This is a genomic window from Streptomyces lacaronensis (assembly GCF_047337785.1).
GTDB lineage: Bacteria > Actinomycetota > Actinomycetes > Streptomycetales > Streptomycetaceae > Streptomyces > Streptomyces lycopersici.
The window spans coordinates 574736-595499 of sequence record NZ_JBLHDK010000003.1; the positions used below are offsets into that span (position 1 = coordinate 574736).

The following is a 20764-nucleotide window of genomic DNA, read 5'->3' on the forward strand; positions in this document are numbered from 1 at the left end:
GCCGCTGACCAAACCGGCCATGCCGGAGCCACGTCGTCGAACCGGGCCGTGACACGGTCCACCAGCGGACGCCGCCGCCCGCGCCGCCTTCGCCCGCAGCTCGCCGAGGCGACTGCGCTCTGTCCTAGCGACCGCGCGGTGACCTTCAGCGGCGAGCTGACCACCACCGTGCCGGCGGGCGCACCGATCCTCAGCGACCCCGGCGATCTGCCAACCCCCGCTGTCTCGGCTGACGATCAGCCTCCACCTGCCTGAGCGAGTCGACACCTGCACCTGCCACGGGACCTTCCATGCGCTCGGCTGGACCCTCCCCGGCGACGCGACCGCCTCGCGTCCGTACCCACGGACGCGGCCCCCTCGCCGGCGCAAGCCCTGATCACGGCGGTGGAAGTGCTGCCGACACACCGACGAAGGCCATCGCCGTCATCGGTGACTCCCGCGTCGACGGATTCGGCTCCACTCCCGGTGCGGACCGGCGCTGGACCGACCTGCTCGCCGAGCGCCTGGCCGCCCGCGGGCCCTCGCCGAATCCATCTTGTGCTCCGCTTATGGCTCATGTCTGCCCTCGCCCTCCCCGATTTCCGCGGCTACAGGTTGGGGAAGGGCTCACTGCGGGGTCCTGGCCCGGGCGAGCGCGATGGCGGTGGGGCTGCCGGGTTCCGCCGTGTACATCACCAACTGCACGTTGCTGCCGGGCAGCAGCAGGGTGTGGCGCTCCACCTCCAGTTCGCCCAGGTCCGGGTGGTGCAGATGCTTGCGCAGCGTCGGTACGGGGCGTACGTCGTGGTCGCGCCAGCCGGCGGCGAAGTCCGGGCTGTGCGCGGCGAACTCGTTGACCAATTCGCCGAGGACCCGGTCGGCCGGATAGCGGGCGCTGGCCGTGCGCAGTTGGGCGGCGGACTGCCGAGTGAACTCGCCCTCCGCGCCGGCCGGTGCCGAACAGAGGGAGTCGCCCAGCCGGAGGGACAGCCGCACGGTGTTGCGCTCTTCGGGGGGCAGCAGCCCGAAGTCGATGATCAACTCGGCTGCCGCTCTGTTCCAGGCCACGATGTCCTGCCGCTCGTCCACGAGGTAGGCGGGTATCGGACCGAGCCGGTTCAGTAGCCGGTGGGCGTCGGCGGGCACCGGCCTGCGATCGGCGTTGGTGCCGGGCGGGATCTGGCCGGCCAGCCGCGCCAGGTGTTCGCGTTCGGCGTCGGTGAGCCGCAGTGCCGTCCCCAGCGCGGCCAGCACCTGCGGGGACGGGCGCGGTGCGCGGGCCTGCTCCAGCCGCTCGTAGTAGTTGACCGACACCCCGGCCAGTGCGGCCACCTCTTCGCGGCGCAGTCCGGGAGTGCGCCGGGCACGGCGGCCCGGCGGGTGGATGGCCGTGGCCGGCACCTGGTCAGGGGGCAGTGCCTCCCGCCGGCGGCGCAGGAAGTCGGCCAGTTCGCTTCTGCTCACCCCATTCATGGTGGCAGGAGGTGCCCGGCTTAGCCACGGACTGGCGGTCCCGGGCTCAGCCGTCAGTTCCCCGGCGGCAGGTCCGCGTCCAGCCTGGACTTCACACGCCGTTGGATATTGGAGGACACCATGCCGCGCGCCCCTGAGGAAACGATGCGCCGACTGCTGGATCTGATGCTGGCCAAGGACATGGACGCCGTCGCCGACTTGTGGGCGGAAGACGGCACCGCCGAGTTCCCGTTCGCCGCCGGGGCCTCGCCGCGGCGGCTGGTCGGGCGGGAAGCGGTCCGTGGCTACCTGGCCGGCTTCCCCGAGGTGTATGACGTGCGAGAGATCCCCGCGATCACCGTGCACCATACGGAACGGCCGGACACCGTTGTGGTGGAGTACCACGCGACTGGGCGCTCGGTGCGCACCGGAGAGCCCTATCGGATGAACTACATCGTGGTGATCACCGTCCAGGACGGTCTGATCACCCGCTTCCGGGACTACTGGAACCCGCTGGCCAATGCCACAGCGGCCGGGACGCTGCCCGAACTGCTCGATTCGCTGCGTTCGGAGACGGTCCGATGACCGGCGTGCTGGTGACCGGCGGCACCGGGAAGACCGGGAGCGCACTGGTGGAACTGCTGCGCGGCAGCGGTGTGCCGGTCAGGGTGGCCAGCCGCCACCCGTCTGCCGGTGATCCCGACGCGGTCCGGTTCGACTGGGCGGACCCGGCCACCCACCCGGCCGCGTTGCGCGGGGTGGACCGGGTCTTCCTGGTGCCTCCGGTGAACACTGTGGACCCGATGCCGCTGGTCGGCCCGTTCCTGGCCGAGGCGCAACGCCTCGGCGTGCGCCGGGTAGTACTCCTCGGCTCCGCCATCGTATTGCCGAACGCTCCCAGTGCGCTGGAGCTGGCCGCGCGGGTGCGGGCCCGGCCAGGGTGGGTGGTGCTGCGCGCGTCCGGGTTCATGCAGAACTTCCTGAGCCCGCACCCGGTGGGCGAGCGGATCCGGCGGTACGGCGAGATCCGCACCGCGGCCGGTGACGGCCGAGTGGGCTGGATCGACGCACGGGACATCGCCGCGGCCGCCTCCGCCCTGCTGGCCGACCCCGGCGTCGAGCCGAGCGACCAGCGTGACCACCTGCTCACCGGGCCGAAGGCCATGAGCCTCCAGGAGGTGGCGGCGATCATCACCAGCCACACCGGACGGCCGGTCCGAGTGGTGGCGATCGGGACCGGCGAGCAGGCGGCCAACTACCGCGCCGCGGGCGCGTCTGCCGAGTTCGCCGCCGCCATCGCCGCCGTGGAAGACGGCATCAGGGCTGGTCGGGAGGACCAGGTCAGTACCGCGGTGCTGGACCTGACCGGCCGTCCGCCCCGCACCTTCGCCGAATTCGTCCAGGAGCACGCAACCCAGTGGGCGGGCACGGGGATGCCCGAGCGCTGACCGCTGGTGGTCGGCGGCACGACGAAGGCCGCCCGGCCGCGATGCCGGCCCCGCGTCTCGGCATCACGCTCGGCTCGCTGTCTCCTTGCGTTTGTGAGGATGCTGTGGGTGACAGGAAATAGGGCTTCCGGCTTCCGGAACCCCTCCTTACTCTCCGGTGTTCATGACAACGGACAACGCGCAGCAGTCCCCACGGCACAACGGACACAGCCGCAGACGCTTCCTGACGGCGACCGGGAGAGCCGTCGCCGGAGTCGTCGGCGGGGGAACGGTCGGCGCCTTGGGGACTGCCGGCAGCGCCGCCGCGGCCTCCTCCGGCAAGCGCGTCGCCGTCCTCGGCGGCGGAGTCTCCGGCCTCAGCGCCGCCCATGAACTCACCGAACGCGGCTACGAGGTCACGGTCTACGAGTACTACGACGCCCTCGGTGGCAAGGCCCGCTCAATGGACGTCCCCGGGACCGGAACGGGCGGCCGCAAGCCGCTTCCCGCCGAGCACGGCTTCCGCTTCTTCCCCGGCTTCTACCGGAATCTGCCCGACACCATGCGCCGTATCCCCTTCCCCGGCAACGCGAGCGGCGTTCACGGCAACCTCCGCAGCGGTACGGAGGCGTTGTTCGCGCACAGCTCCGGCCGACCGGACCTGCACTTCCCACTCCGCCGGGCCACCACCCCGCCCGCCCCCGGTGACCTCACCCCGTCCTGGATCCGCGACCAGCTCCTGTCGGTGCTGGACCTCGCCACTCACCTGCCCGCCGACGAGGCCGCCTACTTCGCCGACCGCCTCCTGGTCCACCTCACCAGTTGCGACGCCCGCCGCGAGGACCAGTGGGAGAAGGTCGCATGGTGGGACTTCATCCGGGCCGGCGAGATGAGCCGCGAGTACCAGGTGCTCCTCGGCATCGGCCAGACCCGCAACCTCGTCGCCACCCGCGCCGAGATCGCCTCCACCCGCACCGTCGGCCGTGTCATCATCGAGGCCCTCCTCCTGTGGGGCCTGCTCGGCCGCGGCATGGACGGTGACGCGGACATCGACCGGGTACTGAACGCCCCGACCAGCGAGGCGTGGATCGATCCCTGGGAGAGGTATCTGCGCTCCCTGGGCGTCGAGTTCGTGCTCGGCACCGAGGTCCGGGAGGTGGTGTACGACGGCGGCCGGGTGACCGGCGTACGGGTGGCGGCGCGCGACGGCAGCCGGCAGCGCACCATCACCGCCGACCACTACATCTCCGCCCTCCCGGTCGAGCACGCGCGCGTGACCTGGGGCCCGGCCCTGCGCGCCGCCGACCCGCAGCTCGGGCGGTGCGACGCGCTGAAGACGGACTGGATGACCGGCGTGATGTTCTACCTGCGCACGCCCACCCCCGTCGTGCACGGCCACATCAACTGCCTCGACTCCCCGTGGGCGGTCACCGGGATCGGCCAGGCGCAGTTCTGGGATGTGCGGGACTTTTCGCGCGACTACGGAGACGGGCAGGCCCACGAGTGCCTGTCCGCGATCATCTCCGAGTGGGACAAGCCCGGCATCCTGTACGGCAAGACGGCCCGTGAGTGCACCAAGGACGAGATCGTCGCCGAACTGTGGGCCCAGCTGAAGGACGGGCTGAACGACTCCGGCAAGACGACGCTCCGGGACGAGGACCGTCTCGGGTGGTTCATGGACCCGGCGGTGACGGGCCTCGGCGGCCCCGATCCGCAGAACCGCGAACAGCTCCTCATCCACCCCACCGGCACCCTCTACCACCGCCCGTCGGCGAGGACGGCGGTGCCGAACTTCTTCCTCGCGGGCGACTACGTCCGTACGGATGTGGACCTGGCGACCATGGAGGGCGCCAACGAGTCCGCGCGACGCGCCGTCAACGCACTCCTGGACGCGGAGAATTCGGGCGCCGAACGGTGTCACATCTGGGAGTTGTTCCGGCCGCCGGAGATGGAGCCCCTGAAGCGGGTCGACGAGGTGCGCTATCGCCTGGGGCTGCCCAACACCTTCGACCTCGGATAGCACCCGGCACCCGGCACCGAGTTGAGCCAGAAGGGCGGCCGCCCCGAGCGGCGGCCCACCTCGGCCTGCGGATCGCGACCAGGCAGCCCCCTCGGCCCGCTCCTGTTGCCCGACGCCAGGCTCGGTGCCGGCGACGCGGCGACGCGGCCCAGTTCCTCACCCCAGACGGCCTCTGGCAGCAGTCCACACACATCAAGGGCGTCGACTCGTTCACCACCAGTACCTATGTGACCGGAGTCGAGCCGTTGCGCCGGGCGCTGGAGAGCCGCGGGCACGAGGTCACCCACCTGCCCGCGCATCTGGTACCCGGGCAGTTCCCGGGCGATGCCCGAGGCGCCCGCCGGCTACGACGTCGTCATCCTCTCCGACATCGGGGCGAACTCCTTCCAGCTCTCCCCCGAGGTATTCGAGCGGGGCACACCGGGGGCCGACCGGATCGACGCACTGCGCGGATGGGTCGGCGACGGCGGCGGGCTGCTGATGGTCGGCGGCTATCTCTCCTTCACCGGTTTCGAGGGCAAGGCCGCCTACCGCAACGCCGCGCTGCACGAGGTGCTGCCGGTCGAGCTGCTGCCCGAGGACGACCGCGTCGAACTCCCCGCCGGTGGCCGCCCGTCGGCCGTCGGTACCGGCCATCCCGCCCTCGGCGGGGTGATCGGCGAATGGCCGCCGCTGCTCGGCTACAACCGCGTCCGGACACGTCCGGGCGCCGACGTCCTGGCCACCCTGGGCGGCGACCCCCTGGTGGCGGTGGCCGAATACGGCGCGGGACGCTCGGCGGTCTTCACCTCCGACTGCTCCCCGCACTGGGCGCCCGCGGCGTTCTGCGAGGAGTGGGACGGCTGCGCCCGGGTCTTCGGCGGCCTCGTCGAATGGCTCTCCCGTTGAGCCGGTCCGAGCGGCTTCTGAAGGCCGCCTCACCGGTCATGGAACAGGCGCTGCGCATGCGCTTCGTCACCGAGGTCACGGGCGGCACGATCAGCGACGCCGACTACGCCGACTACCTGGAGATCGAGGCCGCGTCCGTGGAGACGGGCCACCCGGCTGCACGGACTGGCCGTATGGGGCGCCCCCGACCGGACGGCGCTGGAGCGCAACGCACATGCGGTCCACGCGCTGACCACCACCCAGGCGGACTACTTCCGCGACGCCCGCGCCGCCTGGCCCGTGCCCGCCCGGCCGGACGCCGCCCGGCGCGCCGAGGTGCTGTCGCGGTACGCACTCGACGTGGCGCGGGAAGGCGGCTACCCGGCGGTGATGACCATGTTATTCGCCGCGGAGACCCTCTACCTCACCTGGTGCTCCCGGGCACACGAGCGCGGCGCCGTCCCCGACGGCGCGATCAGCGCCTGGGTGGCGCTCCACGCCGACCAGGCGTTCCGGGACGGGGTACGGGCTCTCGCGGCGGAGGTCGACGCCCTGCCGGACGACATCCCCCAGGAGCGGCTGACCCGCTGGTTCACCGGCATGCTGGAGGCGGAAATCGCCTTCCATGACGCGGTGTTCGGGTGACCGGGCCCTGGCGGGCCCGAGTCCCCGGTCAAGGCCGATCAGTCGTCCGTGGTCTCCTCGTGCAGCCGCCGGGTGAGGTCGTCGGCCCAGTCCCGAGCCCAGTCCCGCAAGGTGGCCGTGTCCGTCTCGGTGAGGCCGTAAGCGATGACTCCTCGTCCTCGTACCACTCCGCACCCGCCAGACGAGCCTGGAGATCCTCGAGACAGAACTCGTCGCGGGCGTGGCGGCGGCCGAGCCGCTCCAGGTCCGCGGTGGTGTGGAGGCGGGAAGCGGCGTGGACGTCGATGAGGTCACGCACGGCGCCACGGTCGGCCAGCGCGCGCACCTTCGTGCCGATGACGTCGTCCAGGGCGAGGACGGGGCCGCACTCGTTTCTCTGTGGGTGGGCGCCAGAACGCCTCCTTGAGGATGTCGACCTCGCACTGCTCACCGCTGGCGGGATCCGTGACCACGAGGAGGCCGGAGAGCGGGTCCACGCCCACCTCTCTGACCTGCCAGCCGCGCTCGGTCAGCCCGGCGACGAGGGAGCGGGTGATCTCCGCCATGGGTGCGGGGTTCTCCGTGGCCACGTCGAGATCCCGGCTGAGCCGGTCGGCCAGGCCGTGCGCCTGGACGGCGTACCCGCCGGTGATGACCAAGGGGGTAGGGGGTGCCGATGGCCAGGACGTCGGAGAGGAGCCTGCGGTGGAGATCGCTGAGATTCACGCCGCGGCTCCCGGGCGGGCCGAAGCCAGTTCGGGGAAGGCCTCCTCCCACACATCACGGATGGCCCGGCTGATCAGCGTGCGCAGGACGGGCCACTGGTCGATGAGAAGATCCCGGTTCAGCAGGGCGATCAGGTCATCGTGCTGCCCTTCGGCTAGCACCGTGCGGTACATGCTCATCCTCGACCGTGGTCGGTCCAGATCGAACCGCGTCAGTCCCGACCACGCCACATGCAGCGGCAGCTGGACGGATCCGTGGGCCGGCCCGGCCAGCCGGCCGAGCGCGTCGGGAAGCCTTCGCGCGTAGCGTTGCCGCAGCACCTGGGCGGCGGGAGGTGACGGCTCGGCGGCAGGCATGGCGGACATGCAACCAGTATGGATGACGCGGGCCGTCCCGGGCCTCACACCCGGCGCGGACGCCGATCGGTTCTGCTTCCGCCCGGGAGGGGCTTGTCCCCCTCCGAGACTTTCGAGCTCGCCGCAGGTCAGCTTGAACGGTGGGGTGCGGCCGTTCCACTCCTTCGCGGGCGGCGTGCGCGGTGCGCAACACCGTCGAGAGGGCGATCGACTCTAGGGAATCGCCAATCCCCCCTCATCGAGCAGCACCGGCTTGAGGGCGGGACCGTCCTCGTAGAAGCGGGTGTGGCAGCTGAAGCAGACCGGTCCTCCTGCGTGCCCAACCGCTCGCCTTCGCAACCATTGCAGCAACTGTTCCAGCAGGGTGAAATCGTCGCTGTGGAGGATCTGCCGCGAGGACAGGGCCCAGCCGCTGTCAGTTGGTCCATCGCGACGCGCCAGCTCCGAGAAGACAACTCCGCCAATCCTCGGATCGGCAGGTCCACGCTCTGCCAGCAGCGGGTACCGGTCGATTTCCCACTCGCCTTCAGGCAGGGGCTCGCCCTCCTCGTCGATAGTCACCATCGGCCAGCAATCCACCACGATGGTGAACCGCTCCGGGCGCGAGCCATGCCCAAGGTGCCAGCGAAGCTCGGCCATCTCGACTTCTGTCAGGTCAGCTGGAAGTTCGGCCGTAAGGAGAACCTCGTGGATATCTGCCACGCTGCGGCATGCTACTCAGATCGCACAGACACCTCCGTGCCGGGCCCGGATAAGCCTCGAGGTGGCCGCGTCGGCTTCACACGGGCAGGAAGTCCCTCGCTATGCGCGCCGCCACCCGCTCCAGCAGGGGCCCCGCCTGTGCGAGGCAGCGGGGGACGTCGGGCTCCAGTTCGGTCAGGGCGTAGGCCCGTGCATGCCGATGGCCTTCAAGGGGGCCGGGTCCAGGGACAACCGGCCGCAGACGGCGATCACGGGCAGGCCGCGGGCGCGGGCCCGGGAGGCGACACCCGCCGGTGCCTTGCCGTGGAGGGTCTGGTGGTCCAGGGAGCCCTCACCGGTGATCACCAAATCCGCTCCGGCCAGGGCCTCGCCGAATCCGAGCAGGTCCAGCATCACCTCCACTCCGGGGCGAAACCGCGCCCGCAGTGCGGTGAGGGCGCCGAAGCCCAGGCCCCCAGCGGCCCCGGGTTCCTCGGCCGTGCCGAGCGCTCCGCACGTTCGCGCGTAGTGGCGCAGGGCGCTCTCGAGGATGTCCACCTCCTTCGGGGAGGCGCCCTTTGGGGGCCCGTAGACCGCGGCCGCGCCCTTCGGTCCGAGCAGCGGGTTGTCGACGTCGCTCGCCAGCACGAGGTCCACCTCCGCGAGCCGGGGGTCAAGACCGGACAGGTCGGCCTTCGCGAGCCGGGCCAGCGCCGCCCCGCCGGGGCCGATCGGGGCGCCGGAGGCGTCCAGGAACCGCGCGCCGAGCGCCGCCAGCATCCCCGTGCCGCCGTCCGTCGTCGCGCTGCCGCCGACGCCCAGGGCGATCGAACGGGCCCTGGTGTCCAGCGCGGCGCGCAGCACTTCGCCGGTGCCGTACGACGTGGCGGTGAGCGGCACGAAGCCGCCCGCCGGGAGGTGTCGCAGCCCGGACGCCTCGGCCATTTCGACGACCGCGGCGCCGTTCCGCAGGGGGCGGCGGTCACCGGCTCGCCCACGGGTCCGGTCACACATACCTCGCGCCGGCCGAACCCGGCCATGACCGCGGCGTCCACCGTCCCGTCACCGCCATCGGCGACCGGTACGGTGGCGCTGACCCTCTATGGGACGATCTCGGGCATCCACGGCTCGGCCTGGACCTCGGTGCTCAAGGACGTCGCCATCCTCGCGGTCGTCCTCATCCTCGGCATCTACCTGCCGATGCACTACTACGGCGGCGTCGGGGAGATGTTCCACGCGGTGGACAAGGCCCACCCTCAGCTCCTCACCCTCCCCTCCAGCGGCATGAGCACCTCGTGGTTCGCCTCCACCGTGCCGCTCTCGGCGGTGGGCTTCTACATGTGGCCGCACACCTTCAGCGCCTCCTACAGCGCCCAGAACGAACGCGTCTTCCGCCGCAACGCCATCTTCATGCCGCTCTACCAGCTCATCCTGCTCTTCGTCTTCTTCGCCGGCTTCACCGCCATCCTGGTCGTGCCCGGCCTCAAGGGCGCCGACGCGGATCTGTCCCTGCTGCGCATCACCACCGCCACCTTCCCCTCCTGGTTCCTCGGCATCGTCGGTGGCGCCGGGCTGCTCACCACGCTGGTCCCCGGCTCCCTGCTGCTCATGACCTCCGCGACCTGCCTGGCGAAGAACGTCTACCGCCTGGCCCGTCCCCACACCAGCGAGAAGCACATCGGCCGCCTCGCACAGCTGCTCGTCCCCGCCCTCGCCCTGGTCTCCCTCTACTTCACCTTCAACGGCGGCAGTTCGATCGTCTCGCTGCTGCTCATGGGCTACGCACTGGTCACCCAGCTCTTCCCCGCACTGCTGGCGAGCCTCGCGCCACGGCAGTTCATCACCAAGGAGGGAGCGGCGGCGGGCATCGTCGTCGGAGTCACCACGGTCGCCGTCGCCACGCTCTCCGGAGTCACGGTGGGCAGTCTTCTGCCGGGACTCCCCCAGGCGGTGAAGGACCTCAACGTCGGCGTCGTCGCCCTCGTCCTCAACACCGTGGTCATGGTGGCCACTTCCGCCATCACCCGCACCGTGAGCCCCGACCCCGTAACCACCGCCGCCCTGCGCCCCGAACCCGAAGCCACGGCCGGCACCGGCTGACCCGCTCCCCCCGATCACGCGCCAGGCTGCTCTTGGTCACCGACTTCGCCGGTTACCAGGAGCAGCCTGTGTGGAGTGGGCGAGCTTGCCGGTCCCCTCCGCTCCCTGGGCTCAGGATCAGTCCCGCAACTGACGGCTACGCCATTCCACTCGGTCGTGTCCTGGCCGGCGCCAACCATCACGGCTCCCCTCTGCTCGCCTCGGCCTCCTATCCCCGCGGCCTCCAAGACTCAGGACGCTAGGAGCGTGTCTCAGTAACAGGCAGTGTCCTGATAAGTAGTCGAGACCGCGAGCTCGCGCCACGCGTTCAGCTCTTCGGTGATTTGCTGGAGCTTGGCCTCGACGGCTGCGACGCTGTCTGCGCCCAATTGCAGCCGAGCGGGCGGGCTGTCGGCCGTAGCGATCACCACGATCGCTGCCGCGCCCTTAACCGGGTCGTTCACCTGGGTGTGGTTGCGATGGACTGCCTGGCTCCTGACGTGTCCGGCGGTGGCGGCGTAGTCTTCGATGACCCGGCGGGTGGTGTGCAGGGAGTTGCCGTCGAGGAAGTCTGTGCGGAAGCTGCCCGGCTCGATGATGACGACCTGAATGCCGAGCGGTGCTGCCTCGGCGCGCAGCGCCTCGGACAGTCCCTCGACGGCGAACTTGGTGGCTCCGTAGATTCCCCAGCCGGGCGCCTGGGCGAATCCGCCGACTGAGCTGATGTTGAGGATGCGGCCGGCCTTCTGGGCCCGCATGACCGGCAGCACGGAGCGGGTGACTGCGAGCAGCCCGAAGACGTTGGCCTGGAACACGGCCTGGACTTCCTCGGAGCTGGCTTCCTCGACGCCGCCGAGGAGCCCGCGTCCGGCGTTGTTGACCAGGATGTCGATGCGGCCGAACTGTTCAACCGCTGCTTGCACGGCGGCGGCCGGTTGGTCCGGGTCGGTGACGTCGAGCGGGACGGCGAGGAGGCGATCGTCGTAACCTCGCAGGGCCTGGGCCACCTGCTGCGGCTGCCGGGCGGTTGCCACGACCGCGTCGCCGCGGTCGAGGGCCTGCCTGGCGATCTCCCGGCCGAGGCCGCGGGACGCACCGGTAATGAGCCACACGTTCATGACCGTTCCCTTTCTCCTCATTCGACCGGCCGCTGCCGACTGGCCACTGCGAACTCCGCCGTCTTCTGACTGCCTTCCAGCATGCCGCGACGCCTCCGTACTTTGGATGCTTGATAGTCCGAATAAAATGCGCGAGAGTATGAAGGTGATCTCTGATCCGCTGTCTGACGCGCTCACCCTCGTCCGCGCCCGCTGCCGGATCGCGGGCGGCTTCCGCGCCGGCGGGCAGTGGTCGGTACGATTCCGGCCGGGAGCCGCGCTCAAGATCGATGCCGTGGTGGAAGGGCGCTGCTGGCTCCTCGCCGACGACCGGCAGCCGGAACTGCTCGAGGCAGGAGACGCGGTCGTACTTGGCCGGGCCGGTGCCTTCGTATTGTGCAGCGACCCCGCCATCCCGCCTGCCGAAGCGCACGGAGCCCTCGTGTCGTCCGGCGGAGCGCTGAAGCAGGTCGGCTCCGGCGGTGAGGTCGTCGTCATCGGCGGCCACGTCGAGGCGGACAGCGGCGGCGAGGAACTGCTGCTGTCCGTACTGCCCCGCGTCACCCGCATCATGGGCCGCGCCCCGGAGGCAGCCGAACTGCGGGGCCTGCTGCACCGGCTACTCGAGGAGAGCACCGCGGGCCGGCCAGGGGCCGCGTTCGCCGCCGCGCAGTACGCGCAACTGCTGCTTGTCCAGGTGTTGCGGCTGGCCCTGGAACAGCAGGCCGCGCCCCAACCCGGCTGGCTGAATCTGCTCGGCGACCCGGCGCTGCGCCCGGCTCTTACCCTCATGCACAGCAAACCCGGGCAGCCTTGGAGCCTGGAAGAACTCGCCCGCGCCGCCGCGATGTCCCGCTCCACCTTCGCGGCAAGGTTCCGCGCCGCCGCCGGCCAGCCCCCACTCACCTACCTGACCCGCTGGCGGATGCGCCTGGCCGAACGGGCGCTACATGACGGGGACGCGACGATCGCAACACTCGCCGCCCAGCTCGGCTACGCCTCGGAAAGCTCGTTCAGCCACGCGTTCCAGCGCATCACAGGCACCACGCCCGGCCGCTACCGCCGCACCGTCGGCGCCGACCGTGACGGCCCACACGTGGCGCCGCCCTGAAACCGGGAGCGCAGGGAAATGAAAATGTGGCGGACGGGCGTTCACGCAACCAGCCCGAAGCGCCGCGCGTTCGACCCGCAGCAGGTCCTGCTGCTGCCGTCGCTGGACGACTGGCTGTCCGAGGAGCACCTGGCCCAACGAAAGATTCGGCCCCGATGGCAAGGCGGCCGATCTGCCCGCCGAACTGGACCGCCACGAGAAGCGCCTGGCCAAGCTGAAGGCCGCCCGCGCCCAGATCGAGGCCGAGGCCGCCGACAAGGCCCGCCGCCACGCCGAGGACAAGGAACGCCGCCGCCAGGAACGCGCCGTCAGCAGCGACGAGCAAGGCGTCGTCGACGAGCAGGTCCCGCCCGCACCCCGCGGACGCATCCCCAAGGACGCCACACTCAAGGAGCGCATGGCCCGCAAGCCGCGGACCAAGGCCGGCAAAGACCTACACCCGCCGAAAAGCCATCGTCGAGCCCGTATTCGGTCAGATCATGACCTGGCCCCGGCCCGGTCCCCAAGCCCCGCCAGGCCGACCTCCTGACCCGACAGGACCCCCGACTGCCGCCCCGCACGCGCCAGCACAGCGACCGCGACCGACCCCATCGATGACGGACCACCATGCCTGCCCATTACCGGGACACGCTCCTAGCCCAGCAGCGTGAGCAGCCGCCCTACCGCCTCCGCGGCGGGCTGGCCCACCGCGCCGACAGCGGCCGCAATCTGCGCGACAGATGCCAGGACGATGCCGCGCTCACGCAGGGCGCCCCGGTCAGGAGTGAGCTCAGGCAGTGCATCCTCGACGGCCCGGGCCTGATCCGCGGTGAGGTGTGGGCGCAGCTCCTGGAGGAAGCGGGTGAGATCCTCGACAGCGACGCGGAGCTCTACGTCCTGGGCGGCACCGCCGACGGTACCGTAGTTGATGCCAATGTTGTCGCGGCCGCCGTTCATGTTGACCACGGGTCCGTAGTAATTCGACGCATCACTCACAGCTTGAACCCCGTGTTTCCTCGACCGCCGTTCATGTTGACGACAGGACCGTAGTTATTCGTGCTGTTGTTGAACTGCCGCACGATGGCGGTGAACTCGGCTTCCGGGTTGTCGATCGCGTATACGATCCGTCCGGCGATCTGCCGCAGCTCGTCCATGCTCGGCAGGGTCACGATCACCCTGGAGCCGCTGGTCATCTCGACGACCAGCACCGGCTTCGCCGACGCGAACAAGCCCATGAGGACGGCGACCAGGCCGATCACGACGATGACGGACATGAGGTTGCCGTTCTCCTCGATGCGCGCCTCGTCCCCGCTCGCGTAGTTGATCGCGGCATAGACCAGGAAGCCGCCGATCAGCCACTTCAGGAAGCGGGTGGCGGCCTCGCCCCAGTCGGGCTTGAGTCTGAAGGCATCGACCCAGGTGATGTTGCGCAGCGGGATGGCCGCCGACCCCACCCACAGCATTCGGCGACTGACCCGGAGGACCAAGGGGTCTCCCCTGCGGGGAGTTGGTGGTAGCGGGGGAGGTTGAGGCGGCGACCCGGGCGGTGACGCGCCGACGTTTCCTGTGTGATCCATGGGCTCCCCCGTGCAGTCATCACTCCCACCCGCACATCGCGGGAGCACCATTAAGCGCCTGCTGGTGGCTGTTCGGCAGATAAAAAGCAGCCAATTCACCATATGATGGCCGGTAGTTGACCTCATGACGGATGGTCCGGGTGGTATACAGGCCGCTCGGGCAGCAGGGCCGCGAATTGGTCCCAGAGCGGTTCGAGCCAGCGCAGGCCAAAGATTCGCTTCACCACCGGGCTGCCGACGCCGGTCGTGCGCTCGGCGAACCCCCGGTCGTTCCAGCGCCCGGCCACTCCGGCGGCGACGGCCCCGGCCGCCCCGGCGAGCCCGAACGCTCCGGGCCGCGAACACCAGCAGGGCGAGCGCGCCCCGGATCCGTAGCAGCGGACGGCGGACGAACAGGGTGACGGTCGAGGCCACCAGTCGTCCGTACGACGCCTCGCGCACCTCCGCGGACTGCCAGCCCGGCGGCCAGCAGCGCCAGTGCCAGCAGCCCGAGCTGACCGGTGACCAGCCGCCGGCGGTCGACCAGGTAGCCGAGCGGTACCAACGTCAACAGGACAGCCGCATAGCCGAGTTGAGTCACGGCGACGATCACACCGAGCAGCCCCGAGCCGAGCGCGAACCGCTCACCGAGGGTCACCAGCAGGGGCTGGGCGAAGGCGAGGAGCAGTGCTTCACCCCCGGCGAGGACCACTCCCGCCTGCTGGACCGCCGGACCGGCCGCCCGTTGCGCCCCTTGCGGATTCAGGCGGCGGACGGACGGCCGGTGGAGCCGGAGGACACGGTCGTGGAGAGGGTGCGGGAGATGGAAACGGTTGAGAAGGAGACCTCGGCGGAGACGGGCAGGGACCACTGAACGATGCCGGTTCGCGACCTGGCCGGCACGGTTCACGAACGAAGGCGTGATCGATGACATGGTCAAGCTGCTGGACTGAGGTCCCGGGCGGCCGCTCAGGCGGTCTCGGCCCGGGTGCGACGTGCCGCGTGGAGGAGTTCGCCCCACCACAGCAGCTCGTCGAGCATCGCCTTCGCGGCGCCGTTCGGGCCCTCCGGGTCCCGCAGCTCGCCCTCCGGGCCGAAGAGCTCGTAGTAGCGGGGGAACGTCACGACGTTGCGCACCGTGTGGGCCTGGAGTTCGGCGAAGACCTGGCGGAGTTGCTCGATGGCGAGCAGGCCGCCGCTGGCTCCGCTGTAGCCGACGAAGCCGATCGGCTTGGCCTCCCACTCCGTGTAGTGCCAGTCGATCGCGGCCTTCAGGGAGGCGGGGAAGCTGCGGTTGTAGTCGGGCGTCACCACGACCACCGCGTCGGCCCGCTCAAGCCGCCGGGTGAGGTCCGCCATCCCGGCGGGGCGGGCCATACGGGGTTCGAGGGCGGGCGGCACCGCCGGGAGGGCGAGTGGCAGGGCGGTGTCGGCGAGATCGACGAGGTTCACCGTGAAGCGGCCGTACTCCTCGGCCCGTTCCGCGAACCACTTCGCGACCACCGGGCCGAAGCGGCCCTCCCGGACGCTGCCGATGATCACCGCGAGGTTGAGCAGTCCGGCGGGGCGGGGCTCCATGGGCATGGTTTTTCAGCACCTTTCCTTGTGCTGGGATCCGTTGGATCGCCTTCGAATCTGCCGGGTCCACCGGGTGCCAGGAAGGCCGGGCCGAGACTGGTAGTGGCACGGCCACGATCCGCACCTGCGCGGCTGTTACGTTCACCATGTGAGCGACAACGAGCTGGGGCTCTTCCTCCGCAGCCGCCGCGAGGCCGTGGCCCCCGCCGACGTGGGCCTGCCCACCGGGCCGCGCCGCCGGACGCCGGGGCTGCGCCGGGCCGAGCTGGCCACGCTCGCCGGGGTCAGCGTGGAGTATGTGACCCGGCTGGAGCAGGGGCGCGACCGCAGGCCGTCCGCGCCCGTGCTCTCCGCGCTCGCCGACGCGCTGCGGCTGACCACGAGCGAGCGGGTCCGTCTGCACCGGCTCTCCAAGGGCGCCGAGGGCGGGTTCACCTGCCGGGGCGGGGCGGTGCCCGGCCGTACGGTGCGGCCCACTGTGCGGGCGCTGCTGGACCGTCTCGAGCCAGCCCCGGCCGTTCTGCGCAACGGGCTGGGCGAGCTCCTGGCCTGGACGGAGGCGTACGAACGGCTCACCCGGCCGCTGGGGCTCCTCGATGCCCACGGCGCGGACGGCGGCCCGCCCAGCCTCGTCCGCTACGTCTTCACCGACGCGCGGGCACGCACCGCCTACCCCGACTGGGACCGGGTCGCCGATGACCAGGTGGCCGCGCTCAAGCAGGGGCCGTTCCGCGCGGACCCCCATATCGCGGCGGTCGCCGACGAGCTGACCGTGACCGCCGGTCCGGACTTCGCCGAGCGGGTGACGACCCTGCCCGGACTGCCGCGGGCGAACGGCGTCCTGCGTCTCGTCCATCCCGAGGAGGGAGAACTCCGCCTGGCGTACGAGACGCTGGGGCTGCCCGCCGACGACGATCAGCGACTGGTGGTGCACATCCCCGCCGACGACGCCTCCGCCGCCGCGCTGAACCGGCTGACGGGCCGCCGGTCCGGGGCGCTGCGCGCGGTGTCCGGCTGAGACCGCTGGGGACTGCCGTCGGCCCGGAGGCCACGGCGGTCGAAGCCGTGGCGGCGTTCAGCGCGGAATCACCCAGCCCGGCGCCCAGGTCCCGGCGGCGTCGTGGCCGGCCGCCGCGGTGGCGAGGTGTGCGCGGAGGGTGGCCAGCGCCGGGTGGGGGTTGTCGCGGTGCCAGAGGAGTGAGTGCGGGTAGACGGGTGTCGGGTCGGTCACCGGGATGCGGCGCAGGCCGTGGCCGACGGGCCAGATGAGGCGGGTTTGCTCACTCATGAAGGTGGCCAGGGCCGGGGTGTCGGCGACGGTGTCCAGGAGCGCGTCGGAGCCGAAGTTGGGGCCGGTCGCCTCGATGGTGAGGCCGAACTCGGCGACGAGGTCGTCGTAGTAGGCGGCCCATTCGGTACCGGGGACGATGCCGGGCATCCAGATCCGGTGCCCGGTGAGCTGTGCGACGGTCACCGACCGTGCGCCCGCCAGCGCGTGAGCGGGGCCGGTGAGGAGCTGGAGCGGCTCGTCGAGCACCCGAACGGACTCGATGTCCTCGGGAAGGGGCCGACCGGGCATGGCGACGGCTCGGAAGGAGGCGTCGATCGTACCGGACCGGATGGCGGCGACGGCCGTCTCGATGTCGAACAGCATCACCACGTCGAGGTCGATCTCGGGATACGCACGGTGGAAGCCGCGCATCAGGCTCGACTGCGCGCTGCGCGAGGCGATCACGTCGACGCGCAGCGGACGGCGGCCGGTGCGCACGGACGAGACCGCGCGCTCGGCGACGCGCAGCAGCTCGCGCGCATGGGGCAGGAACGCCTGCCCGTCGATGGTGAGCTCGGCGCCGCGCGGAGTGCGGGTGAAGAGCCGCACGCCGAGGTCGCGCTCCAGCGCGGCGATGCGCTTGGAGACGGCCTGCTGGGTGACCGCGAGCTCGGCGGCGGCCTCCTGGAACTGCCCCGCGTCGGCGGCGACGACGAAGGTCCGGACGGTGTCGAGGTCCATGCCGGAACCCTAGAGCCACAACCGTTGGTTGTGGCAGACGGCCCCGCGGTTGTTTGATCCCTGGGTCTGGCGCTCGCTTTGATGCTTCCGATCGCGGATCGGTTGTGCGGATGAGTAGCGAGGGGGCGTCGGGTATGTCGGGGTTGAGGAGCGGGCAACGACTGGGACATCTGCTCGGGCATCGGCTGGGGCGCCGGTTCGGGTGGCTCTGGGGGGCGTACGGGACCAGCGCGCTCGGCACCTGGCTCGCCTTCGGCGCGTTCCCGCTGATCGCCATCCAGGTGCTGCACGCGGGACCTGCCGAGGTCGCCGCGCTCTCCTCCGTCGGGGCCGCGGTGGGCGCGGCCGTGGCGGTGCCGCTCGGCCCGTGGGTGGAGTTCCGCCGCAAGCGGCCGGTGCTGATCACGATGGACCTGGTGCGGTGCGCGGCACTGCTGACGATCCCCGTCGCGTTCGCGCTCGGCGCGCTCACCTTCCTCCAGCTCCTGCTGGTCTCGGTCGTCGTCGCGGCGGCCGACATCACCTTCCGCGCCGCCTCCGGCGCGTATCTGAAGACGCTGCTGCCGGCCGATGACCTGCTCGTCGCCAACGCCCGGTTCGAGTCCACGGCCTGGACGACCACCATCATCGGACCGCCGCTGGGCGGGGCGGCGATCGGGCTCCTCGGTCCGGTGGCGACGGTGGTGGCCGACGCGGTCAGCTACCTGCTCTCGGCCCTGGGCATCCGGGCGATGGGCGGGCACGAGCCGCGCCCGGAGCGCCGGGAGGCCGCGCGCATGCGGACCAGGGATCTGCTCGACGGTTGGCGGTACATCCTCGCCGACGTGTCGCTGCGTCCGCTGTTCTTCAACACCGCCTTGTTCAACGGCCTGGTGATGGCCGCCCAGCCGCTGCTCGCCGTCCTGATGCTGGGCCGACTCGGATTCGCGCCGTGGCAGTACGGCCTCGCCTTCGCCGCGCCCTCGATCGGCGGGCTGCTCGGTTCATGGCTCGCCCGGCCGCTCGTCACCCGGTTCGGGCAGCACCAGGTCCTGGTCGCGGTCGGGGCGCTGCGCGCGATCTGGCCCGTCGGCCTGGCCTTCCTGGGACCGGGGACCGGCGGGCTGCTGCTGGTGATGGGCGTCGAGCTCGGGCTCATCTTCTGCTGCGGGGTCTTCAACCCCGTCTACGCCACCTACCGCCTTGAGCGCACCGCACCCGATCGGGTCGCCCGAACGCTGTCCGCCTGGGCGGTGACGACCAAGGCCTCGACCGCGCTCCTGACGGCCGTCTGGGGCGTGCTGGGCGGCCTGCTCGGCCCGCGTACGGCCATCGCCCTGGCCGGTGTGCTCCTGCTGGCGACCCCACTGCTGCTCCCCCGCCGCGCGGCAGCGCCTCTCTCGGAGCCGGAGCCGACCACACGTCCGAGGCCGGAACCGTACTCGAGCCAGTCGAGCGGCAGCGCATGAGGGGTCGGCGGAAGGCCCAGATCGCCGACACCTATCAGGGCCAGGAGCTACGGCCGATGCGCGACCAGCCGGCCTTGTCCGTGGTCCGGAGACCGGATCCGGCATGGTGGACAGCGTCGAGGTGGCGTTCGAGGTGCACCGGGTCAGAAGTCCACGTCAGCCCACGTCGGCGGGGCGGTATGTCGGCGCTCTGCGGACCCGGCCGGTCTGCTCGTAGGCGTAGGCCAGACGGAGCAGGGTCGGCTCGCTCCACGCCGTACCCATGAACGTCAGTCCGACCGGCAGGCCGGAAGCGAAACCTGCCGGGACGCTGATCGCGGGGTATCCGGCGAGTGCGGCGGGCGTGGACGCGCCGCCGCCGTAGCTGTCCCCGCGGATCAGGTCGATCTTGGCCGGCGGTCCGGTGGTCGGCATCACCAACGCGTCGAGGCGGTGGCGCCGCAGCACCGCGTCGATGCCTTCGGCACGCGACAGCCGGTGGTTGGTGGCCAGCGCCTCGCGGTACTCGCTCTCGGTGAAGTCCAGCCGGTGCACGGCCTCCAGACCGTCCTGCCGCACATAGCGGAGCTCGCGGTCGGCGTGTGCGCGATTGAACGCGATCAGCTCCGCCAGGCCGCGCGGGTGGTCGCCGGGGGCTCCGGCCAGATAGGCGTTCAGCGCCCGCTTGATCTCGTACACCTGAACGATCTTCGAGCTGGGGAGGTCCTCGAGCCGCTCGGCCGTCGGGATGTCGGCCGGGTCGACCACGGTCGCGCCGGCGGCGCGCAGCGTGGCGATCGCCCGCTCCGCGATCTCGTCGGCGTGGTCGCTGTAGCCGAAGTACACGGTTCGCGGTACGCCGATCCGCGCACCCCGCAGTCCGTCGGCATCCAGGAAACGGGTGTAGTCACGGTGGAAGTGGCCACGGCTGGCCTCGGTCGCCGGATCGCGGTCGTCGATGCCGACGAGGACGCCCAGCAGGATCGCGGCGTCGCGGACCGTGCGCGCGATCGGGCCGACACTGTCCTGGCTGGGTACCCCGGGGATCACTCCGCCGCGCCCGACCAGTCCGACGGTCGGCTTCACCCCGACGACGCAGTTCGCCGAGGCCGGGTCGATGATCGAACCGTTGGTCTCGGTACCGATCCCGGCGACACACAGGTTGGCCGCGGTGGCGACCGCGGTACCGGAGCTGGACTCGTTCGGAGACCGATCCAGCTTGTAGGGGTTCCGGGTCTGCCCACCGCGGGCGCTCCAGCCGGCGTGGTGGGTGAGCGACATCCCACCGGCCCACTCGCTCAGGTTGGTCTTGCCGAGGATGACGGCACCGGCCGCGCGCAACCTGGCCGCGACCGTGGCGTCCCTTGCCGGTCGCAGGCCCTCCAGGGCGAGTGATCCGGCCGTTGTGTGCATGCGGTCCGCGGTTTCCACCAGATCCTTCAGCAGTACGGGCATGCCGTGGAGGGGTCCACGGGGATGTTGCCCGGCGTCCAGACGCCGGGCCTCTCGCAGCGCGTCGGGATTGACCTCGATCACCGCGTACAGGAGCGGGTCGATGCGTTCGATCCGGTCCAGGTAGTAGCGGGTCAGCCGTTCCGCGTCGAGCCGCCCTTCGTCCATCCGCCCGCGAAGCTCGGTCATGCCGAGTTCGTCCAGGCCTCCGGTGGCGGGGCGGGCTTGGGCGGGGGCCGCGCCAAGCCAGGGCGTGGCTGCCGCGGCGGTGCCGAGCGTGAGCATGCTCCGGCGCGTGGTGTTGGTCCGGTCGATTCGGTACGGGGTGCTCATAGGTCGGCA

Annotated in this window: 19 protein-coding genes and 5 pseudogenes; 13 read left to right on the forward strand and 11 right to left on the reverse strand. The window is 71.2% G+C overall.

Annotation, left to right across the window (positions count from 1 at the left end; all coding sequences use genetic code 11):
- Positions 1-606: 606 nt before the first annotated feature.
- Positions 607-1443 carry a helix-turn-helix transcriptional regulator gene (locus ACMTAK_RS03620; protein WP_413804784.1) on the reverse strand — a complete coding sequence of 279 codons (837 nt, stop codon included), beginning with the start codon at positions 1441-1443 and terminating at the stop codon, positions 607-609.
- 129 nt (positions 1444-1572) lie between these two features.
- Between ACMTAK_RS03620 and ACMTAK_RS03625 the strand changes: the two genes are divergently transcribed.
- The 6 genes and pseudogenes from ACMTAK_RS03625 to ACMTAK_RS03650 all read left to right on the forward strand — a co-directional run bounded on the left by ACMTAK_RS03625 (position 1573) and on the right by ACMTAK_RS03650 (position 6390).
- On the forward strand, positions 1573-2016 hold the full coding sequence (locus ACMTAK_RS03625; protein WP_413804785.1) for a nuclear transport factor 2 family protein: 444 nt from the start codon (positions 1573-1575) through the stop codon (positions 2014-2016).
- Positions 2013-2879 carry an NAD(P)H-binding protein gene (locus ACMTAK_RS03630; protein ID WP_413804786.1) on the forward strand — a complete coding sequence of 289 codons (867 nt, stop codon included), beginning with the start codon at positions 2013-2015 and terminating at the stop codon, positions 2877-2879. The genes ACMTAK_RS03625 and ACMTAK_RS03630 overlap by 4 nt, the downstream gene beginning before the upstream one ends.
- Before the next feature lie 163 nt (positions 2880-3042).
- Positions 3043-4878: a hydroxysqualene dehydroxylase gene (locus tag ACMTAK_RS03635; RefSeq protein WP_413804787.1), complete on the forward strand. Its 1836-nt coding sequence runs from the start codon at positions 3043-3045 to the stop codon at positions 4876-4878.
- 227 nt (positions 4879-5105) lie between these two features.
- Positions 5106-5150: pseudogene (locus ACMTAK_RS03640) on the forward strand (hypothetical protein); the annotation flags it as partial.
- 52 nt (positions 5151-5202) lie between these two features.
- Positions 5203-5766: a glutamine amidotransferase gene (locus ACMTAK_RS03645; protein ID WP_413804788.1), complete on the forward strand. Its 564-nt coding sequence runs from the start codon at positions 5203-5205 to the stop codon at positions 5764-5766.
- 279 nt (positions 5767-6045) lie between these two features.
- A complete protein-coding gene (locus ACMTAK_RS03650; protein WP_413804789.1) occupies positions 6046-6390 on the forward strand; it encodes a hypothetical protein in 345 nt (114 codons plus the stop codon).
- Positions 6391-6428: 38 nt separating this feature from the next.
- On the opposite strand, the pseudogene ACMTAK_RS03655 reads toward ACMTAK_RS03650, so the two are convergent.
- The 4 genes and pseudogenes from ACMTAK_RS03655 to ACMTAK_RS03670 form a co-directional block, all read right to left on the reverse strand.
- Positions 6429-7095: pseudogene (locus ACMTAK_RS03655) on the reverse strand (nucleotidyl transferase AbiEii/AbiGii toxin family protein).
- Positions 7092-7451, reverse strand: coding sequence for a hypothetical protein (locus ACMTAK_RS03660; protein ID WP_171072531.1), 360 nt, complete (start codon positions 7449-7451; stop codon positions 7092-7094). The pseudogene ACMTAK_RS03655 and the gene ACMTAK_RS03660 overlap by 4 nt, the downstream one beginning before the upstream one ends.
- Positions 7452-7664: 213 nt before the next feature.
- Complete coding sequence (locus tag ACMTAK_RS03665; protein WP_413804790.1) at positions 7665-8153, reverse strand: hypothetical protein; 489 nt, start codon at positions 8151-8153, stop codon at positions 7665-7667.
- Between the two features lie 76 nt (positions 8154-8229).
- Positions 8230-9220 (reverse strand): annotated as a pseudogene (locus ACMTAK_RS03670) (glycerate kinase); the annotation flags it as partial.
- Between ACMTAK_RS03670 and ACMTAK_RS03675 the strand changes: the two are divergent.
- Together ACMTAK_RS03675 and ACMTAK_RS03680 are read left to right on the forward strand one after the other, a co-directional pair.
- Entirely contained in the window at positions 9171-10232 is a 1062-nt protein-coding gene (locus tag ACMTAK_RS03675; protein ID WP_413804791.1) for a sodium:solute symporter family protein, read from the forward strand. The pseudogene ACMTAK_RS03670 and the gene ACMTAK_RS03675 sit on opposite strands and share 50 nt — an antisense overlap.
- 107 nt (positions 10233-10339) lie before the next feature.
- Positions 10340-10432: pseudogene (locus ACMTAK_RS03680) on the forward strand (IS5/IS1182 family transposase); the annotation flags it as partial.
- Positions 10433-10483: 51 nt separating this feature from the next.
- On the opposite strand, the gene ACMTAK_RS03685 reads toward ACMTAK_RS03680, so the two are convergent.
- Positions 10484-11329, reverse strand: coding sequence for an oxidoreductase (locus ACMTAK_RS03685; protein ID WP_413804792.1), 846 nt, complete (start codon positions 11327-11329; stop codon positions 10484-10486).
- 127 nt (positions 11330-11456) lie between these two features.
- Between ACMTAK_RS03685 and ACMTAK_RS03690 the strand changes: the two genes are divergently transcribed.
- Both ACMTAK_RS03690 and ACMTAK_RS03695 read left to right on the forward strand, forming a co-directional pair.
- The gene (locus tag ACMTAK_RS03690; protein WP_413804793.1) at positions 11457-12419 is read left to right on the forward strand and encodes an AraC family transcriptional regulator; all 963 of its coding nucleotides are present in this window, start codon (positions 11457-11459) and stop codon (positions 12417-12419) included.
- Positions 12420-12546: 127 nt separating this feature from the next.
- Positions 12547-12904, forward strand: a pseudogene (locus ACMTAK_RS03695) (hypothetical protein); the annotation flags it as partial.
- A 148-nt stretch (positions 12905-13052) separates the two neighbouring features.
- Here the strand turns inward: ACMTAK_RS03695 and ACMTAK_RS03700 are convergent.
- Entirely contained in the window at positions 13053-13394 is a 342-nt protein-coding gene (locus ACMTAK_RS03700; RefSeq protein WP_413804794.1) for a hypothetical protein, read from the reverse strand.
- On the reverse strand, positions 13391-13885 hold the full coding sequence (locus ACMTAK_RS03705; RefSeq protein ID WP_413804795.1) for a DUF6232 family protein: 495 nt from the start codon (positions 13883-13885) through the stop codon (positions 13391-13393). The genes ACMTAK_RS03700 and ACMTAK_RS03705 overlap by 4 nt, the downstream gene beginning before the upstream one ends.
- Before the next feature lie 487 nt (positions 13886-14372).
- Between ACMTAK_RS03705 and ACMTAK_RS03710 the strand changes: the two genes are divergently transcribed.
- Positions 14373-14828: a hypothetical protein gene (locus tag ACMTAK_RS03710; protein WP_413804796.1), complete on the forward strand. Its 456-nt coding sequence runs from the start codon at positions 14373-14375 to the stop codon at positions 14826-14828.
- Positions 14829-14923: 95 nt separating this feature from the next.
- Here ACMTAK_RS03710 and ACMTAK_RS03715 read toward each other — a convergent pair whose 3' ends face one another.
- On the reverse strand, positions 14924-15538 hold the full coding sequence (locus ACMTAK_RS03715) for an NADPH-dependent FMN reductase (protein WP_413804797.1): 615 nt from the start codon (positions 15536-15538) through the stop codon (positions 14924-14926).
- Positions 15539-15680: 142 nt separating this feature from the next.
- Here ACMTAK_RS03715 and ACMTAK_RS03720 point away from each other — a divergent pair, with 142 nt between their 5' ends.
- Positions 15681-16550, forward strand: a complete 870-nt coding sequence (locus ACMTAK_RS03720) for a helix-turn-helix domain-containing protein (protein ID WP_413804798.1) — start codon at positions 15681-15683, stop codon at positions 16548-16550.
- 57 nt (positions 16551-16607) lie between these two features.
- On the opposite strand, the gene ACMTAK_RS03725 is transcribed toward ACMTAK_RS03720, so the two are convergent.
- Entirely contained in the window at positions 16608-17543 is a 936-nt protein-coding gene (locus ACMTAK_RS03725) for a LysR family transcriptional regulator (RefSeq protein ID WP_413804799.1), read from the reverse strand.
- 134 nt (positions 17544-17677) lie between these two features.
- Between ACMTAK_RS03725 and ACMTAK_RS03730 the strand changes: the two genes are divergently transcribed.
- Complete coding sequence (locus tag ACMTAK_RS03730; RefSeq protein WP_413804800.1) at positions 17678-18991, forward strand: MFS transporter; 1314 nt, start codon at positions 17678-17680, stop codon at positions 18989-18991.
- Between the two features lie 156 nt (positions 18992-19147).
- Here the strand turns inward: ACMTAK_RS03730 and ACMTAK_RS03735 are convergent, their stop codons facing one another.
- Positions 19148-20755, reverse strand: a complete 1608-nt coding sequence (locus tag ACMTAK_RS03735) for an amidase (protein WP_413804801.1) — start codon at positions 20753-20755, stop codon at positions 19148-19150.
- Positions 20756-20764 lie beyond the last annotated feature (9 nt).

What these genes read in the sequence shown, in the direction of transcription:
- ACMTAK_RS03625 (WP_413804785.1), top strand. Translation starts at nt 1,573, where the DNA reads ATGCCGCGCGCCCCTGAGGAAACGATGCGCCGACTGCTGGATCTGATG.
- ACMTAK_RS03630 (WP_413804786.1), top strand. Translation starts at nt 2,013, where the DNA reads ATGACCGGCGTGCTGGTGACCGGCGGCACCGGGAAGACCGGGAGCGCA.
- ACMTAK_RS03635 (WP_413804787.1), top strand. Translation starts at nt 3,043, where the DNA reads ATGACAACGGACAACGCGCAGCAGTCCCCACGGCACAACGGACACAGC.
- ACMTAK_RS03645 (WP_413804788.1), top strand. Translation starts at nt 5,203, where the DNA reads ATGCCCGAGGCGCCCGCCGGCTACGACGTCGTCATCCTCTCCGACATC.
- ACMTAK_RS03660 (WP_171072531.1), bottom strand. Translation starts at nt 7,451, where the DNA reads ATGCCTGCCGCCGAGCCGTCACCTCCCGCCGCCCAGGTGCTGCGGCAA.
- ACMTAK_RS03675 (WP_413804791.1), top strand. Translation starts at nt 9,171, where the DNA reads ATGACCGCGGCGTCCACCGTCCCGTCACCGCCATCGGCGACCGGTACG.
- ACMTAK_RS03685 (WP_413804792.1), bottom strand. Translation starts at nt 11,329, where the DNA reads ATGAACGTGTGGCTCATTACCGGTGCGTCCCGCGGCCTCGGCCGGGAG.
- ACMTAK_RS03690 (WP_413804793.1), top strand. Translation starts at nt 11,457, where the DNA reads ATGCGCGAGAGTATGAAGGTGATCTCTGATCCGCTGTCTGACGCGCTC.
- ACMTAK_RS03715 (WP_413804797.1), bottom strand. Translation starts at nt 15,538, where the DNA reads ATGCCCATGGAGCCCCGCCCCGCCGGACTGCTCAACCTCGCGGTGATC.
- ACMTAK_RS03725 (WP_413804799.1), bottom strand. Translation starts at nt 17,543, where the DNA reads ATGGACCTCGACACCGTCCGGACCTTCGTCGTCGCCGCCGACGCGGGG.
- ACMTAK_RS03730 (WP_413804800.1), top strand. Translation starts at nt 17,678, where the DNA reads ATGTCGGGGTTGAGGAGCGGGCAACGACTGGGACATCTGCTCGGGCAT.
- ACMTAK_RS03735 (WP_413804801.1), bottom strand. Translation starts at nt 20,755, where the DNA reads ATGAGCACCCCGTACCGAATCGACCGGACCAACACCACGCGCCGGAGC.